This window comes from Bradyrhizobium sp. HKCCYLS2038 (assembly GCF_051167655.1).
In the GTDB taxonomy this organism is placed as follows: domain Bacteria; phylum Pseudomonadota; class Alphaproteobacteria; order Rhizobiales; family Xanthobacteraceae; genus Bradyrhizobium.
On the sequence record NZ_JBNPTM010000007.1, the window covers coordinates 272,845 to 290,343 of the forward strand.

Annotated in this window: 15 protein-coding genes; 2 read left to right on the forward strand and 13 right to left on the reverse strand. The window is 66.7% G+C overall.

All coding sequences use genetic code 11. The features are described 5' to 3' along the window. Positions 1–102 precede the first annotated feature (102 nt). From ytfQ to uxuA, 5 genes are all read right to left on the reverse strand, one after another. Positions 103–1,068 (reverse strand): galactofuranose ABC transporter, galactofuranose-binding protein YtfQ, encoded by a 966-nt coding sequence (gene ytfQ, locus ACQR1I_RS28855; protein WP_434868702.1) that lies wholly within the window; start codon positions 1,066–1,068, stop codon positions 103–105. A 234-nt stretch (positions 1,069–1,302) separates the two neighbouring features. Continuing rightward, on the reverse strand, positions 1,303–1,947 hold the full coding sequence (eda, locus tag ACQR1I_RS28860; protein WP_434868703.1) for a bifunctional 4-hydroxy-2-oxoglutarate aldolase/2-dehydro-3-deoxy-phosphogluconate aldolase: 645 nt from the start codon (positions 1,945–1,947) through the stop codon (positions 1,303–1,305). Then, positions 1,944–2,870 (reverse strand): sugar kinase, encoded by a 927-nt coding sequence (locus tag ACQR1I_RS28865; protein ID WP_434868704.1) that lies wholly within the window; start codon positions 2,868–2,870, stop codon positions 1,944–1,946. Before ACQR1I_RS28865 ends, eda begins: the two co-directional genes overlap by 4 nt. Positions 2,871–2,887: 17 nt before the next feature. Further along, the gene (locus ACQR1I_RS28870) at positions 2,888–3,919 is read right to left on the reverse strand and encodes an L-idonate 5-dehydrogenase (RefSeq protein WP_434868705.1); all 1,032 of its coding nucleotides are present in this window, start codon (positions 3,917–3,919) and stop codon (positions 2,888–2,890) included. Positions 3,920–3,971: 52 nt separating this feature from the next. Beyond that, positions 3,972–5,168: a mannonate dehydratase gene (uxuA, locus tag ACQR1I_RS28875; RefSeq protein WP_434868706.1), complete on the reverse strand. Its 1,197-nt coding sequence runs from the start codon at positions 5,166–5,168 to the stop codon at positions 3,972–3,974. A 394-nt stretch (positions 5,169–5,562) separates the two neighbouring features. On the opposite strand from uxuA, the gene ACQR1I_RS28880 reads away from it, so the two are divergent. After that, positions 5,563–6,294: a TonB family protein gene (locus ACQR1I_RS28880; RefSeq protein ID WP_434868707.1), complete on the forward strand. Its 732-nt coding sequence runs from the start codon at positions 5,563–5,565 to the stop codon at positions 6,292–6,294. A gap of 48 nt (positions 6,295–6,342) precedes the next feature. Here ACQR1I_RS28880 and nikE read toward each other — a convergent pair whose 3' ends face one another. The 8 genes from nikE to hydA form a co-directional block, all read right to left on the reverse strand. Next, positions 6,343–8,004 (reverse strand): nickel ABC transporter ATP-binding protein NikE, encoded by a 1,662-nt coding sequence (nikE, locus tag ACQR1I_RS28885; RefSeq protein ID WP_434868708.1) that lies wholly within the window; start codon positions 8,002–8,004, stop codon positions 6,343–6,345. Positions 8,005–8,050: 46 nt separating this feature from the next. After that, complete coding sequence (locus tag ACQR1I_RS28890; RefSeq protein ID WP_434868709.1) at positions 8,051–8,911, reverse strand: ABC transporter permease; 861 nt, start codon at positions 8,909–8,911, stop codon at positions 8,051–8,053. Positions 8,912–8,913: 2 nt separating this feature from the next. Next, entirely contained in the window at positions 8,914–9,945 is a 1,032-nt protein-coding gene (locus tag ACQR1I_RS28895) for an ABC transporter permease (protein ID WP_434868710.1), read from the reverse strand. A 153-nt stretch (positions 9,946–10,098) separates the two neighbouring features. Further along, complete coding sequence (locus tag ACQR1I_RS28900) at positions 10,099–11,718, reverse strand: ABC transporter substrate-binding protein (RefSeq protein WP_434868711.1); 1,620 nt, start codon at positions 11,716–11,718, stop codon at positions 10,099–10,101. Between the two features lie 150 nt (positions 11,719–11,868). Beyond that, the gene (locus ACQR1I_RS28905) at positions 11,869–13,284 is read right to left on the reverse strand and encodes an NAD(P)-binding domain-containing protein (RefSeq protein ID WP_434868712.1); all 1,416 of its coding nucleotides are present in this window, start codon (positions 13,282–13,284) and stop codon (positions 11,869–11,871) included. Then, the gene (locus ACQR1I_RS28910) at positions 13,281–14,042 is read right to left on the reverse strand and encodes an SDR family oxidoreductase (protein WP_434868713.1); all 762 of its coding nucleotides are present in this window, start codon (positions 14,040–14,042) and stop codon (positions 13,281–13,283) included. Before ACQR1I_RS28910 ends, ACQR1I_RS28905 begins: the two co-directional genes overlap by 4 nt. A 1-nt stretch (position 14,043) precedes the next feature. Beyond that, positions 14,044–15,015: an NAD-dependent epimerase/dehydratase family protein gene (locus ACQR1I_RS28915; protein ID WP_434868714.1), complete on the reverse strand. Its 972-nt coding sequence runs from the start codon at positions 15,013–15,015 to the stop codon at positions 14,044–14,046. A gap of 190 nt (positions 15,016–15,205) precedes the next feature. Further along, positions 15,206–16,675, reverse strand: coding sequence for a dihydropyrimidinase (hydA, locus tag ACQR1I_RS28920; protein ID WP_434868715.1), 1,470 nt, complete (start codon positions 16,673–16,675; stop codon positions 15,206–15,208). 130 nt (positions 16,676–16,805) lie between these two features. Here hydA and ACQR1I_RS28925 point away from each other — a divergent pair, with 130 nt between their 5' ends. Continuing rightward, positions 16,806–17,465 carry an aspartate/glutamate racemase family protein gene (locus ACQR1I_RS28925; protein WP_434868716.1) on the forward strand — a complete coding sequence of 220 codons (660 nt, stop codon included), beginning with the start codon at positions 16,806–16,808 and terminating at the stop codon, positions 17,463–17,465. Positions 17,466–17,499: the final 34 nt, after the last annotated feature.

Here is a 17,499-nt window from a genome sequence, read left to right on the forward strand (position 1 = left end):
CCGGCGCCCGCATTCGCATGCGAGCACCAGCCACTTGCTGTCGTCGTCCCGGCCGAGCGCGCAAACTGCTCACCTGACCAGGACGACGGCGAGAGCTGCGGCTCAGTAGCCGAGGCCCTTCTTGCTGTCGTAGACCTTCATCGGCTCGTCGGCAGAGGTGTAGAGCTTCGATTCGGTCTGGATCCACTTCGGCGGCGTGGTGCCCTTCTCCTTGAAGGCAACGATCGCATCGAACGCCGGGCCAGCCATGTTCGGCGTCAGCTCAACGGTCGCATTTGCCTCGCCGGCGGCAATCGCCTTGAAGATGTCCGGCACCGCGTCGATCGAGACGGTCAGGACGTCCTTGCCCGGCTTGAGGCCGGCTTCCTTCATCGCCTGGATCGCGCCGACCATCATGTCGTCGTTGTGGGCATAGACGGCACAGATCGACTTGCCGCCGTTCTCGGCCTTGATGAAGCTCTCCATCACCTCTTTGCCCTTGGCACGGGTGAAGTCGCCGGTCTGGCTGCGCACGACCTTCAGGTTGGCGTTCTTGGCAACGACGGAGTCGAAGCCCTTCTTGCGGTTGGTGGCGACGCTGGCGCCGACCGTGCCCTGCAGCTCGACGACGTTGCAGTCCTTGCCGGCGACGGTCTTGGCGAGCCACTCGCCGGCGACAGCGCCTTCATGCACGCTGTCGGAGGTGACGGCGGTCAGATACAGGTCCTTGCCCGAGGGATCGATGTCGCGGTCGAGCAGCACGACCGGGATCTTGGCTTCCTTGGCTTCCTTCAGCACGGCATCCCAGCCGGAGGCCACGACCGGCGCGAGGAAGATCGCGTCGACGCCCTGGGCGATGAACGAGCGGATCGCCTTGATCTGGTTTTCCTGCTTCTGCTGCGCGTCGGCGATCTTCAAATTGATCTTGCGCTTGGTGGCTTCCGACTTCGAGACCGAGGTCTCGGCGGCGCGCCAGCCGGATTCCGATCCGATCTGCGAAAAGCCGACGGTCAGTTCCGCGGCGCTGGCGGAGGTAGCGAGCAGCAAGGCGGCCGTTGCCGAGGCCGCAAAGAGGGCTTTCAGGGTCATCAGGCGTTTCTCCCACAAAGTATCTTGGCGCGGCACCGCTCGCAGCGGTGTCTTCGCACCGTTGACGCAGCCTCGATGGCTGACGAGGCCGTTATTCCACGGAACATCGGGCCTGACTAGTCATATTATTTGACTGTAATACTTTTTGAAAAGCAAACGAATATACTACCTAATTACCTCTATGTCCCCGCGATCGTGCACCGACAAAAGTGACATTTGAAGTTGTTGCGGTGTTCAGCGCAGCTTCGTCGCCTCGCGGGCGCGCTGCTCGATCGCGGCCCACACGCCGGCCTTGATATCCGCGGCAGGCGCGATCCACGAGCCGCCGATCGCCACGACCTTCTTGTGCGCGAGCCACTGCGCAGCGTTGCCGGCATTGATGCCGCCGGTCGGACAGAACCGCACGCTCGGGAACGGCCCGGCGAGCGCATCGAGCGCAGCAAGGCCGCCGGCCGGCACTGCCGGGAAGAACTTCACCAGCTCATAGCCGCGGGTGACGCAGGCGATCAGGTCCGACGGCGTCTGGATGCCGGGCGCGAACGGCAGCTCGCCAGCATTGGCGGCATCGAGCAATCCGATCGACATCCCCGGGCTGATCGCGAAGGCGGCGCCGAGGTGGGCGGCGCGCTCGTAGTCGGCCGGCGTCAGCACCGTGCCGATGCCGACGACCGCGTCGGGGACCTCGGCGATGATCGCGCGCGCGGCGTCGAGCCCGGCCTGCGTCCGCAGGGTGATCTCGATGACGCGCAGGCCGCCAGCGACCAGCGCCCGCGCCAGCGGCACCGCGTGCGCGGCATCCTCGATCGTGATCACCGGGATCACCGGCGCCAGCGCAAACACGGCATCGAGCTTTGCGCGCTTGTCCGAATTGTTCATCACGTCTCGCTCATGGCCAGAATGTCACGAGGCATCGCGGTCGCCGGGATCACGGCGCCCGGCGCCATGATGACGGCGCCGGCGAGCCGATGGCCCGCCAAGGCCGCCTTGCGCGGCGGCGCGCCCTTAATGCGCGCGGCCAGATAGGCCGCATTGAAGGAATCGCCGGCCGCCGTGGTGTCGATCGGCTTCAGCACGGCCGGCGGCGCGATGTCCACCAGCACGCCATCGGCATGGATCAGGCAGCCGCGCGGCCCGCGCTTGACCACCACCTCGGCCACGCCGGCATCCTTGAAGCGGCGCAGGCAGACCGAGGCATCGGCATCGCCGAACAGCATCTGCTCGTCTTCGAGCGTCGGCAGCGCAATATCGACCAGCGGCAGGATCGCGCGGAACGCGCGTTGCGCTACCTCCGGGCTGGGCCAGCCGCGCGGCCGGTAGTTGCCGTCGAACACGACGCGCGCGCCGCGCTTGCGCGCCACCGTGAGCAGCTCGCGCAGCTTGGCCTTGCCGGTCTCGCCATAGAGCGACAGGCTGATGCCGGACAGATAGATCCAGTCGAAGCGCGAGAGCCGGTCGAGCATGTCGCGGTCGGCGCGATCGAACAGTTCGCGCGCCGGCGCGCGGTCGCGCCAATAGAGAAAACTGCGCTCGCCCTTGGCGTCGCGCTCGATCATGTAGAGGCCGGGGACGCGGCCCTCGACCCGCAGCACGTCAGCGGTGTCGATGCCCTCCGCCTTCCACGCTGCCAGCATCATCGCGCTCAGAGGATCGTCGCCGAGCGCCGTGACGTAGGACGTCGCCACGCCCAGCCGGGCGAGATAGAGCGCCGTGTTGAGCGTGTCACCGCCGAAGCCGCGCCGGAACAGCGAGCCGTCCTCCTGCGCAAACTCCACCATGCACTCTCCGATGCAGGCGACTCTCATCGGCGTCAATCCATCCATCAAAACGTCAAATGAACCTTCATCGACCGGCTGCGGTCGCTGGCGAGCTCGAAGGCATCGACAGCCTGCTCAAATGACAGCGTCGCCGAGATCAGCGGCTTGACGTCCAGCAGCCCCTCGCCCATCAGCCGCAACGCCAGCGCGAATTCGCGGTCGAAGCGGAAGGTGCCGCGCAATTGCAGCTCCTTCGTGACCAGCGTGTTGATCGGCAAGGTCATTTCGCCGCCGAGCCCGAGCTGGACGATGACGCCGCCCGGCCTCATCACGTCGAGCGCGCCCCGCAGCGCCGCCTGATTGCCGGAGGCTTCGAACAGCACGTCGAACGTGCCCTTCCCCGCACGCCAGGGATCGAGCGCCGTTGGCTCGGCAGCGACGTTGAGGGCCTGGCTGGCGCCGAGCGTGCGCGCCACCGCGAGCGGCGCCTCGGCGACATCGGTTGCGACGATCTCGGCCGCACCGCCATAGCGCGCGACCAGGATCGACAGCGCGCCGATCGGGCCGCAGCCGGTCACCAGCACGCGCTTGCCCAGCAGCGAGCCGGCCTGGTGGGCGGCGTGCAGGCACACCGACAGCGGCTCAGCCATCGCGGCCTCGCCGAGCGAGAGCTGCGGCGCGATCGGCACCGCCTGCGCGGCGTCGACGGTTACGTATTCACGGAAGCCGCCCTGGACGTGGGGATCGCGCATCGCGCTGCCCATGAAGCGCATGTCCAGGCACTGGTTGCGCAGCCCCTCGCGGCAATAGGCGCAGGTCCCGCACGGCAGGCTCGGATTGACGGCGACGCGGATGCCCTCGGACAGGCCGGTCACACCGGCGCCGACCGCGGCGATGTGGCCTGCGATCTCGTGCCCCAGCGCCATCGGCTGCTTGATGCGCACCGTGCCGAAGCCGCCATGGTGGTAATAATGCAGGTCCGAGCCGCAGATGCCGCCGGCCGCGATCTTGACCCTGACCTCGCCGGCGCCCGGCGCCGGATCCGGGAAGCTGTCGATGCGCAGGTCCTTGGGGGCGTGAATCACGACGGCACGCATCGGCCGGTCTCCCTGTCCTGATCTTGTCCGGCGATCCTAGATCACGACCCGATCAGACCGGCAAGCGGTTGATGGCCGCCACCGCGGTCATGACGCCGCGGACCTCCGCCAATCCCTTGAGCCGGCCGACCAGCGGATAGCCCGGATGGGTGCCGCGGCCGACGTCATCGGCCAGCTCATGGCCATGATCGGGCCGGAACGGGATGCGCCAGTCCGGGTCGCCCTCGGCCTTGCGGCGGGCCTGCTCCTTCAGCAGCGTTGTGACGACGTTAACCATGTCGACATCGCCGCGCAGATGCTCCGCCTCCATGAACGAGCCGTCGAGCATTTTCGTCACGTTGCGCAGGTGCACGAAACGGATGTGCGGAGCGAAGCGCTCGGCCATCGCCGGCACGTTGTTCTGGCCGCCCGCGCCGAGCGCGCCGGTGCAGAAGGTGATGCCGTTGGCCTTCGAAGGGGCGGCATCGACGATGAACTGCAGATCGTCCGCCGAGGACACCACGCGCGGCAGGCCGAACAGGTCGCGCGGCGGATCGTCCGGATGCACGCACAGGCTGACGCCGCATTCCTCGGCCGCCGGCACCACCTCGCGCAGGAAGCGCGCATAGTTGGCGCGCAGCTCGGCATGGCCGATGCCGCGATATTTCTCCAGCATGCGGCGCAGGCCGGGCACGTCGTAGCGGTCATAGGCGCCGGGCAGGCCTGCCATGATGGTCGCGAGCAATCGGTCCTTGTCGGACTCGGAGGCCTGCGCCACCCAGGCCTTCGCACGGTCGAGCACGTCGGCGGAGAAATCGGCTTCCGCGCCGGGGCGCTGCAGGATGTAGCAGTCGAAGGCCGCGAGACGATCCATGTCGAAGCGCAGCGCGGTGGCGCCGCCCGGCAGGCGATGCGCGAGCTCGGTGCGGGTCCAGTCCAGCACCGGCATGAAATTGTAGCACACGGTGGTGACACCGCAGCCGGCGAGGTTGCGCAGCGACTGGCGGTAATTGTCGAACAACGACGTGAGGTCGCCCTCGCCGAGCTTGATGGCCTCCGAGACCGGCAGGCTCTCGACCACGCTCCAGCGCAGCCGCAGCGAGGAATCGCCTTCGATCAGGCCGATGCGCCTGATGATCTCCTCGGTGCTCCACACCACGCCATAGGGAATGTGATGCAGCGCCGTGACGATGCCGGTCGCTCCGGTCTGACGCACCTGCGGCAGGGTGATGGGATCCTCCGGTCCAAACCAGCGCCACGTCTGTTCCATGTCGTCCACCTCCGCCCGAATCGGACTGCCGATGCTGCAATCCGGCTGGTCTATTGATCCTCACGGCCTCGCGTCACGAGCTTGGCCTGGGATACTGCCTCACGCTGCAGCCCTCGCCAGCATCCCGCAGGAGCCGAAGGAACCTTGATTGATCTCGGCCGTCAAACATTTTCGGACATCGAACGGCAAGGATAGCTTCGCGCGTTTGGGGGCGGCGGGACGCCGTCCTTCGGTTCGGCATCGCGAAACGACGTGCGATGAGCATCACAGCCAACCGGGAACTCTCTCCGCGTAGCCCATCGATCGACAACGCACCAGAGCGCGGGTCTGAACTGTCCGCGACAGCGCCAGAAGAGCAAGCTACAATGGCTCACCAATCAGCGGGCGGGCTTGCATGCGATTCGTCAGTCTTTGTGTCCTCCTCCATTTGATATCGGGCTCGGCGCTTGCAGACGAATTGGTGTTCAAGCGTCAGCTCTACCAGCACATCATGGAAAATGGCTGGGTGATCCCATTACGATTGCAGAACAAGGCCGTTCAAGTCGGGGTTGTCTTCTCGATTGACCGCGACGGCAAGATTCTGAATGCAACGGTCGACCAGAGCTCCGGCTCGCGTGTCGACGATGCGGACATTCTCTCCAGCCTCAAGCGCATGCGACCGTTTCCGCGGGTCCCGGATGAGTTGAACGTACCCTACGAAGCCAAAACGACATTCAATCTCGGCATGCAGAAGCGCATTGGTTATGTCGACCTGCAATGGCAGCCCACTGCCCAGACCTCAGGCCAGGAAATCGCCTATCGCTCCGATGTGCAGCAGCACTTGCGGGTCTATCCGCACATCTTGCCCGACGACATCAACATCTCGAGCGAGGTCCGATCTGTCGTTACGTTCTCGCTGGACCGCGACGGCCGCCTCGTCGACGCCAAGGTCACCAAGAGCTCCGGCGCGAAAGCGATCGACGATCAGACCGTCACCTGGCTCAAGGCGATCCAACCGTTTCCGAAAATGCCATCGGATCTCGGTTCACCGATGAAGCTGACGGCCGAGTTGGTGTTCGCCGTCGAGGGGACCTGGAATGACGAGCAGGCACGGAGCAAGGTCAACTCAGTCTGCCGAGGCTGCTAGCGGCCGCGAACAGGACGGCCGAGTTACGCCCGCGGCAGCAGCTTCTCCTCAAACCGGCGCCAGGGCCATCGGCGCGGCGATGTGGGGGACGGCGTCGACCAGCTCGCGGGTGTAGTCGGTCTGCGGATTGGCGAACAACGCCCGGCTCTCGCCCTGCTCGACGATCAGGCCGGTGCGCAGCACGATGGTGCGGTCGCACATCATGCGCACGACGTTGAGATCGTGGCTGACGAACAGGAAGGCGAGATTGTCCTCGCGCCTGAGCTTGTTGAGGAGCTGCAGCACCACGGCCTGGACGGAGACGTCGAGCGCGGCGGTCGGCTCGTCCAGCACCAGTAGCCGGGGCCGGCAGGCAATCGCGCGGGCAATGCCGACGCGCGCCTTCTGGCCGCCGGAGAGCTGATGCGGAAAGCGTGACAGCAGCTCGCGCGGCAGCCCGACGCGGTCGGCGCATTCCTCGACGCGCTGGCGCAATTTGTCGCCACTGCGCATGTTCATCAGCCGCAACAGCGGATGGGCGATGCAGTCGAATGCCGTGTAGCGCGGATTGAGGCTGTCGTTCGGGTCCTGGAAGACGATCTGGATGTCCTTGCGCAACTCGGATCGATGGAAGTCGCGCGCCGGGATCTGACCGATCGCCTGGCCGTCGAACAGGATCTCGCCTTCGCTGGGGTCGATCAGGCGGCAGATCATGCGCGAGGTCGTGCTCTTGCCCGAACCGCTCTCGCCGACCAGGCCGACGCTCTCGCCGCCCCGCATCGTCATCGAAAAATCGGCAACACCGACCGTGCCATCATCGAAGCGCTTGGCGATGGTCTTGACGTCGAGCAGTGGCGGCGTGCCGTGCGGCAGGGGCGGCAGCTCGGTCGCCTCGACCAGCGGGATCTTGTCGCCGTCGGGCACGAGGTCCTCGACCCGCGAGGTCGCCGTCGGCGAGGCCGCGACCAGGCGCCTGGTGTAGGGATGCTGCGGCCGGTGGAACAAGGTCAGCGGCGCGGCCTCCTCGACCAGCCTGCCCTGCTCCATCACTACGACGCGCGAGCAATAGCGCGCGGCAAGTCCGAGATCATGCGTGATCAGGATCGTCGCCATGCCGCGTTCCGAGGCGATCCGGGCGAGCAGGTCCATCACCACCTTCTGCGTGGTGACGTCGAGGCCGGTGGTCGGCTCGTCCGCGATCAACAGCTGCGGGCTGCAGGAGATCGCGATCGCGATCATCACGCGCTGGCACATGCCGCCGGACAGCTCGTGCGGATAGGCGCCCATGCGCCGCTCGGGATCGCGGATCTGCACGGCCTTCAAAAGCGACAGCGCCTCGGCCTGTGCCTCCTGCCGCGACAGCCGGCGATGCGCGAGGATGGCATCGGCGATCTGCTGGCCGATGGTGCGGATCGGATTGAGCGCGGCACGCGGGTTCTGGAAGATCATCGCCATCGCAGCCCCATGCAGGCTGCGCAGATCGGCGCCGCCGGCGCGGGTGATGTCCTGGCCCTTGAAGCGGATGCGGCCGTCGGCGATGCGGCCGGCCTTGTCGAGCAGATGGGTGATGGCAAAGCCCGTGACCGACTTGCCGGAGCCGCTCTCGCCGACCAGCCCGAGCATCTCGCCGGGCTGCAGCGACAGCGACACGCCTTGCACGGCTTCGACCAGGCCGCGGCGCGTAGAGAAGGTGACCTTGAGGTTCTCGACTTCCAACAAAGGCGCGGTCACGTGCGCATCCTCGGATGCGCCCCGCTTGCAGTGGTAAAAGGATACATCATGTGCGCATCCTTGGATCCAGGATGTCGCGCAGGCCGTCACCGAGCAGGTTGAAGCACAGCACCGCGCTCATCAATGCAAGGCCCGGGAACGCCACCAGCCACCATCGCCCCGTCGAGATGAAGCGCGCGCCCTCGGCGACCATGATGCCCCATTCCGGCGTCGGTGGCTTGACGCCGAGACCAATGAACGAGAGACCCGCGGCATTCAGGATCGCCCAGCCGAGATTGAGCGACATCTGCACCGCCATCGCCGGCAAGACGTTCGGCAACAGGAAGCGCAGCACGACCGCGACATGGCTTTCGCCGCAGGCGCGCGCGGCCTCGACCCAGCCGAGATTGCGCCGGATGTTGACCTCCGCACGGGCAAAGCGGATGTAGAACGGCAGGTTGATGATCGCGGTCGCGATCACGATGTTCTCGACGCGGTTGCCGAGCGCGGCGACCATCGCCATCGCCAGCACGAACAGCGGGAACGCCATCAGCACGTCGACAAAGCGGCCGACTGCCTTGTCGAGCCGGCCGCCGCCATAGCCGCACAGCGCGCCGATCACGGAGCCGATCGCGAACGACACCGCGACCGCGGTCACGGCAATGGTGAGGTCGAGCCGGCTCGCTACCAGCAGGCGACTCAGCACGTCGCGGCCGAGCTGGTCGGTGCCGAACCAGTGCGCCGCACTCGGCGGCTGCAAGGCGGCCGGCACGTCAGAGGCGACAGGATCATAGGGCGCGAGCCACGGCGCGAATAGCGCGATCAACGCCAGCAGCAGCGCGCCGCTGGCTGCCACCGCCGTAACCGGATTGCCGCGCAGCACGAAGGCGGTGTGGCGCAAAGTGGATGAGGTCTCGATCGTGGTCATGCTCAGGCCACCGTCGCGCGGGGATCGGCGATGCCGTAGAGCAGATCGACGACGAGGTTGACGATCACGAAGATCGTGGCCATCAGCAAGACAAAACCCTGCACCGGCGCGTAGTCGGAGACCAGCAGCGCATCGAGCGCGTAGGAGGCGACACCCGGCCAGGAGAACACCTTCTCCACCAGCACGTTCGCACCCAGCATGGTCGAGAACACGATGCCTGCGATGGTGATGACCGGGAGGATCGCGTTCCTCAGCGCATAGGTGACGACGATCCGCCACCAGGACAATCCAACCGAGCGCGCGGTGCGCACGAAGTCGCTGCCGAGCGACACCAGCATCGAGGCGCGGGTGATCCGCGCCAATGGCGCGATCACGAACAGTGCCATGGTGACGGCCGGCAGCATCAATTGCCGCGCCGCCGCCGACCAGCCGTCGAGATCGCCGGCGAGCAGGAAGTCGATGATCAGGAATCCGGTGCGCGATGGCGGCAGCGTGGTGAAGATATCGATGCGTCCCGTCGGGTCGGGCGCGAAACCGAGCAGATAATAGAACACGTAGATCAGCAGCAGTCCCGACACGAAGGTCGGCACGCAGACGCCGAGCGAGCAGAACAGCCGCACGCCATGGTCGACCGCCGAGCCCGGCCGCAGCGCGGCGATGACGCCGAGCGGAACCGCCGAGACCAGCGCGATCAGCAGCGCCGTCAAGGTCAATTCCAGCGAGGCCGGCAGTCGCTCCTTGAGATCCTTCGACACCGCCTGCCCGGTCATCATCGAGCGGCCGAGATTGCCGCGGGCGACATCGGTGAGATAGATCGCGAGCTGGTTCGGCAGCGGCTTGTCGAGCCCGAGCTGCCGACGGATCACCTCGATCTCCTCCTGGCCGGCATTCGGGCCGGAGGCGAAGAACACGGCCGGGTCCCCCGGCAGCACGCGCATCAGCAGAAAGGTGAAGACCAGGACGCCGAACAGCGCCGGCAGCGACGAGACGAAGCGCCGTCCCGCCCGCAGCAACGTCGCGCCGATCGTGCCCATGTCTGTTGGTTCTCCTAACTCGATCAATTGTCAATTGAACCGCAGCGCCTGTCGCGATCCAAAACTCTCACGACCCCGGTCCAGTCGTGGTTTGTTACTCCGTCATGCCCGGGCTCGTCCCGGCCATGACGATCCTGAGCAGAGCCAGTCGTCTTACTTCCGGCTCAGGTTACGATAATCGACCTGGCGGGTGAACTGGTAGACGTAGCCATCCACCGTCGGCTGCATCACCGCATCCTGTGCCGCCTGCCAGATCGGGATCTGGAACATCTGGTCGAAATGGATGGCGTTGAGCGCCTTGCCCTGCTCCTCGTACTTCGCCTTGTCGGCCTCGAAACGCGCCTCTTGCGCGATCTTCTCCAGCTCGGCGTTGTCGGTGGAGGAGTAGTTCCAGCGCTGCTTGCCGGTGTAGAAGTTGCGGTAGAAGTAGTCCGTCGAGGGCAGCCAGGCGACGATGCTCTCGGTGAAGAACGGCAGCTTCTTCTCGTTGATCGCGGTCGACATCTGCGCATCCGGCAGCTTCTGGATGTCGACCTTGATGCCGATCTTGGCCAACGACTCCTTGACCAGCGCAGCCATCGGCTCGGCGGTCGCGGCCTGGCCGACATTGAAGCTGAAGGTGGTGGAGAAGCCGTCGGGCATGCCGGCGTCCTTCAGATAGGCCTTGGCCTTCTCCAGGTCGAGCTTGATCGGCTGCGGGATCGGATAGCCGCCGCTCGGCGGCTTGCCGTCGGCCCAGCTCGCGCCGAACAGCGGCGCGCCGCGGCCGAACAGCGCCGCCTTGAACATGTCGTCATAGGGCAGCGCATAGGCGACGGCGCGGCGCACGTTGACATTGTCGAACGGCGGGAGGGTGTTGTTCATCGAGATGAAGGTGACCGCGTTGTATTGCGGCGTCGAGATCACCTTCAGCTTGCCCTTGCCTTCGAGCGACTGCACGTCGCTGGCCTGTAGGTCGAGGACGAGATCGGCATCGCCGCGCTCGACCAGGTTGGCGCGCGTCGCCGGCTCCGGCACCGACTGGATGATCAGCCGCTTGAACGCCGCCGGCTTGTCCGCCGTGCCACGGTTCCAGGCGTCGTTGCGCTTGGCGATCACCTGCTCGCCGGGCTTGAAGGTCTCGACGACATAGGCGCCGCTGCCGGCCGCGTTCTCCTTGGTCCAGTTCAGCGCCCACGGATCCTCAGCCGTCGCATGCGCCTTGGCGAGCTTGGAGTTGATGATGATCGGATAGACGGTCGCCAGATTCGGCAGCGCCAGCTTATCCGGCTTCGGCAGGGTGACTTCGATCGTCAAGGGATCGATGACCTTGAACTGATCGGCCGAGGTCAGCGAGCCCGTCAGCAACTGCGCCTTGCCGAGGATCGGCGCGGTGACGCAGCGGTCGAGCGACCATTTGACGTCCTCGGCGGTGACCGGCGAACCGTCCTGGAACTTGGCATCGGGGCGCAGCTTGAAGGTGATCTTCAGACCATCAGAGCTGACGGAATAGGATTCGGCGAGCTCGCCGGTGATGGTGTCGAGATCGAACACCCACTTACCATTGAGCTGCTTGCGGCCGAACGACACCAGCCGGTCGTAGCTCGACATCGACAGCGCAAAGGCCTCGCGGGTCGAGCCCGGAATGTTCGGATCGAGCGTGTTGACGGTCGCGCCGGTGACATAGCGCAGCGTTTCCGCGCGGCTCTGCGCGTGCGCTGCAGGCGCGGCCAAGGTCAGCGCGAACCACGCGGTCGCCGCGAACAACGAACGTTTCGACATCATGAAATCCATCGCCCCCTGTTGCTTCGATAGTCCCAAGAATCGGAACTGAACGCCTTGCCAGCCGTCACTGGCGACGCCAGCGCAGCAGCAAATCATGTGCCACGCGAAATGACGAGAGGTCTTGCATGACGCAGCGCGACAAGCCGCTTGCAACCTCGATCACGCCTCGCGGTGCACGGTCGCCTGTTTCACATCATAGGCCTTGAATGCCGCCCAGTGCTGCTCGATATCCGCCTTGAACAAGCCGCGCGTCAGCCCGTGCACCAGCTTCGGCACCGCCGTCGTCATCGCGTTGATGGATGATCCCGAGGCGCCGAAACTCATGGTGGATGCGATGGCGAACACGTGAATGTCGCTGATCCACGGCGTCTCACCCGGGTTGCGTTCGCACAACGCATAGTCGTCGGCGAGATAGGGAAAAGCGCCGAGCCGGTCGTTGCGCTCGCTCTCGTCAGGCGTGTAGCGATCGGACCAGCGCGCGATGTTCGCGGCGAAGCGTCGCAGTTCAGGACGCTGCGCGAAATCCATCGTGATCCCGGTGGCGCTGATGACGAAGTCGGCGATGAGTTCGCCTTTCGCTGTCTGCAGCACGACGCCGTCCGCGGTGTCGCGCGCGGCCGTCACGGGCGCACCCTCGTGCAGATGGAACGCGGCGTGGCGCGCGCAGCGATCATAGGTGTGCTGCGGAAAACCCTCGCGGAGTTCGAGGACCGCGCGCATGAAGCGCCAGCGCCAGGAATCGTCGAGCTCGGAGAAGTGCCGCAGGAAGCCGCGGAAGGTGAGCCAGCGATACGGCTGGATCAGCTGGATTTCCGCGCGGCGGCACAAGAGGTCCACTCGTGCCGCTCCGGCTTCGAGCGCAACGGCGGCGTTGTCGAAGGCGGAGGCGCCGGCGCCGATGACCGCGACGCGGCGGCCACGCAGGGCAACGAAGTCGATCTCGGCACCGGAATGAACGCAGCGCGCCAGCGGCAGATGGCGCAGCGGCTCCGGAATGCTCCAGTCGCCCATCCCCTCCTGCCCGGTCGCGAGCACGATCTTGCGGGCCAGGATGGTCGTCTCGCCGTCCTTGCTGCGCACCGTCGCCTGCAGCAGGCCATCAGCAGCAGGCGCGATGTCGACCACCTCGCAGCCATTGCGCACGGGAAGATCGAGCACCTCGCGATACCAGCGGAGATAGTCTGCCCAATATTCGCGCGGAATCAGGTCAAGATCGCGCCAGCTGTCGACGCCGAATGTCGCCTCGTGCCAGGACTGATAGGTCAGGCTGGGAATGTCGAGGTCGGGACCGGTGAAGTCCTTCGGGCTGCGCAGGGTCGGCATGCGCGCGTAGCTGAGCCAGGGGCCCTCGCGTCCCGCGTCCGCCTTGTCGAGCACCAGGATGTTGGTGACGCGCGAGCGCCACAGCCCGAACGCGGTGGCCAGTCCCGATTGTCCGCCGCCGACGAGCAGCACGTCGAGCGCAGGCCGGCCATCGGGGCCGGTGACGGGCTTCAGCCATGGGGCGCTTGGATGCGCGATGCTTGCGAGATCGGCGCGGACTTGCGCGGTGAGCGCGGCCAGATCCTTGCTCACGCCGCCAACCATCCGCCATCCACCGGCAGCACGATGCCGGTCGTGAACGACGCCTCGTCGCTGGCCAGGAACAGCGCGGCCGCCGCGACCTCGTCGGCCTCGCCGAAGCGCTTCATGGCGTGGCGCTGGCGCGAGGCTTCGCGCACCGGCTCGGGATCGGCATGGCGGGCAAAGCTCCGGCGCAGCAGCGGCGTGTCGATCGCGCCCGGCGCCAGCGCGTTGACGCGGATGCCGTCGGTGGCGAAGTCGACGGCCATGGTGCGCGTCAAGCTGATGATCGCGCCCTTGGCCGCGATATAGGCGCTGTTGCTTTTTCCCCCGGCGACCGCGAGCTGCGACGCCACCGTGATGATCGAGCCCGACTTCTGCTGCTGCATGATCGGCACCGCCACCTTCGCCCACAGCCAGGTGCCGCCGACATTGGCGCGGAACACGGCGTCCCAATCGGCGGGATCGGTCGTCACCACGGTGCCGCCGCAGGAGAAACCGGCGGCGGTCATCAGCACGTCGAGCCGACCGCGCGCGGCGGCGACGCTCTCGATCGTCGCCTTGGCGAAGTCCGCATCACCGACATCACCGACATGCACGCTGCCGTCACCGCCCGCGCTACGCACCAGCGCCAGCGTCTCCTCAGCGCCTCCGGCATCGCGATCGACCAGCGTGAGATGCGCGCCCTCGCGCGCGAACATCACGGCGCTGGCGCGGCCGATGCCGGAGCCGCCGCCGGTGATGACCGCGATCTTGCCCTCGAGCCTCATCTCAGTCTCTCCCATACTGATCGAACCAGCGGCCGAAATGCGCCGCCGAAGCCGCGCAGTCGAACCGCGCGCGCCAGCCGAATTCGTCGGCCAGCCGCGTCGTCGAGAGCCGGCCGCGGTTCGGCGCGAACACCGGCACGGTCGGCGTTTCTCCCGGCTCCGCGACCCGGCACGTGAATCCTGCACGACCGCTTGCGAAGGCGTGGCCCCAGGCCTCCGCCGTGAACGTCGCCGCATTGGAGATGTTGTAGAGCGTGTGCTGCGGTTTCGTGGCCTGCAGCAGCAGACAGACCGCATCGGCAACGTCGACCGCGTAGACCCAGTCCTTGTCGCCGGGCTCGCTCAACAACGCAGGCGCGTTGCCCGCACAGCAGGCTGCGATCAGCGCCTGCGGCGATGGCGTGTCGCGCACGCCGCCGCCGCGCTCGAACGGGCCGAACACCGCCGACAGGCGCACGCTGACGACGTCGGTCTGCCACAGCTCCGACAGCCGCGCCGCGACGCGCTCGGACGCGAACTTCGTGATCGCATAAAGCGACACCGGCTCGCACGGCGTTGTTTCCTCCAGCACCTGATAGCGCTGGCCGCTCGCGCCGTAGGACGCCGCGGAGGAGAGATTGATCACGCGGCGGACGCCGCTGCTGCGCGCCGCCCGTAGGATCGGCACCTGTGCCAGCAGGTTGACCGCGAGGATGCTCTCGGGGTCCGCAGCATCGCGCTCGGGACCCGCGGTGATCGCGGCGCCCATTACAACGGCATCACAGCCATTGCCGACAGCGGCCGCAACAGCACTCGCATCGGTGACGTCGCCCTGCACCAGTTGCAGACGCTCACGATGGGCTTCAAACGCGCGCTGCGCCGCCGCGGGCAGACCGGCAGCATCGAAAATCGTCACGGCATGGCCGCGCTCCAGCAGACCTTGCGCGATGTTGAGCCCGACGAAGCCGGCGCCGCCGAAGATCAGGACATACATCAGAGAACTCCTCGCGCAGACAGCGCTAGAGGATGGACGTTCAGATCTCTCCCCACGTCATGGCCGGGCCCCGTCCCGGCCATCCACGTCGGGCGGCATCCTGGGACGCACGTGGATGCCCGGGTCAAGCCCGGGCATGACGGCGGAGAATGACGAACCAGCGAGACCAGCACGAACGGCTTCGCGTTGCTCACAGCAGCTTCGCCCCAAAATTCTGCTCCGGGTCCATGTCCGCCACCAGCCGCCCGGTCGGCTTCGCCGCCTCGCCGCCGCTGCGGGCGAGGAACCGCCCGGAGCCCGGCTGCGCCGAGACCTTGCCACCGTCGACGATGACGCGGCCGCGCGACAGCACGGTCACCGGCCAGCCCTGCACGCTGCGGCCGGCGAACGGCGTGTAACCGGCGAGGTCGTGCATCATGTCATCGGCGATGGTCACGCGCTTGTCCGGATCCCACAGCGCGATGTCGGCGTCGGTGCCGATCGCGATCGCGCCCTTCTTCGGATGCAGGTTGTAGACCTTCGCCGGCGCCGTCGCGGTCAGCTCGACGAACTTGTTGAGGCCGAGCCGGCCCTTCGACACCATCGCGTCGAACAGCAGCGGCAGCCGCAGCTCGAGCCCCGGCAGGCCGTTGGCAATCTGCTTGAAGTTCGGGTTGGGGCCGGCGCGCAGCTTGCCGGTCTCGTCGAAGCGATACGGCGCGTGGTCCGACGAGATCGTCTGCAGATCGCCGAGCGACAGCGCCTGCCACAGCGCCTCCTGGTCGGGCGCGCGGCGCGGCGGCGGGCTGCACATCCATTTCGCGCCTTCGATGCCGGGCTTGTCGAGATCCTCGGCCGTCATGAACAGGTATTGCGGACAGGTTTCCGCGAACACCTTCAGCCCCTGCCCGCGCGCATCGCGGATCACCTTGGCGCCCTCGGCGGTCGAGACGTGGAAGATCATGATCGGCTGGTCGACCAGCGCCGCCATGCCGATCAGGCGGTTGAACGCCTCGGCCTCGGAAAAGCGCGCATGGCTGATGGCGTGGTACTTCGGCGCGGTGTAGCCGCGCGCCAGCAGCCGCTTCACCATCCAGGAGATGATACCGTGGTTCTCGGCATGCGCGCACAGCATCGCGCCGCCCTCGCGCGCAGCGACGAGGATGTCGAGCAGCGGCTCGTCGTCGATCTTGAGCCGGTCATAGGTCATGAAGATCTTGATCGAGCCGTGCCCCTGCCGGATCAGCGCCGGAAGGTCGCGCTCCAAGGTCTCATTGGTCGGATCGGCAATGATCATGTGGAACGCGTAGTCGATGACCGCACCCTTGCGCGCCAGCGCGTGATAGTCCTCGAGCACCTGCGGCAGCTGCATACCGACATGCTGCGCGGCGAAGGAGATCACTGACGTGGTGCCGCCGAACGCGGCCGACGTCGTCGCGCTCTCGAAGGTGTCGGCGTTGACGATGCCCGCGGCCGAGAGCTGCTCGATGTGGCAGTGGCTGTCGACGCCGCCGGGCAGCACATATTTGCCGCGCGCATCGATCTCGCGTTTCGCCGGCCCGAGCCCGCGACCGATCGCCGCGATGGTCTCGCCCGAGATGGCGACGTCGGCCTCGAACGTATCCGTCGTGGTGGCGACGCGCCCGCCCCGGATGATCAGGTCATAGGCCGGCTCGGTCATCGCGATCTCCAAAAGTTCTGCCAGATGGAACGCCGCGGAAGCTGCGAGGCCGCGTGGGCCTCCTTGCGTCCACCGTCGCATAGTGGTTGCCTGTCGGGCGCCGTCAACTCCGAAGAAGCAGGTAGCTCCCATGTCCCGCCCGCGCATCACCGTGATCAACCCGAACTCCAACCAGGTGGTGACCGACGGCCTGGCCGCGGCGCTCAAGCCGCTGATGTTCGCCGAGGGACCGGAGATCGTCTGCGAGACGCTGAAGGAAGGCCCCTATGGCATCGAGAGCCAGAAGGACGCCGACAGCGTCACCCTGCCGCTGCGACGTTTCGTCGAGGGCGACAATGCCTCGAGCGCCTTCGTCATCGCCTGCTACAGCGACCCCGGCCTGCATGTCTGCCGCGAGGCGACGGCGCGACCGGTGCTCGGCATCGCCGAATGCGGCGTGCTGACCGCGCTGACCCGCGCCGACACGTTCGGCGTGCTCGCCATCGCGCAGCGCTCGATCCGCCGCCACATCCGCTATCTCCGCCAGATGGGATTGATGGATCGACTGGCCGCCGAACGCCCGCTCGATATGACGGTGGCGGAGACAGCGTCGGGCGAAGGCACGCTGGCGAAGATGATCGCCGTCGGCCGCGCCTTGAAGGAGGAGGACGGCGCCGGCGCCATCGTCATGGGCTGCGCCGGCATGGCGCGGCATCGCAAGAATCTGGAGGACGCGCTGGGGATTCCGGTGATCGATCCGACCCAGGCTGCGGTGACCATGGCGCTCGGCGCGGTGGCGTTTGCGGGGTGATTGGCGGCTCTTGCAGGATGAGCGGAGGCTCGCT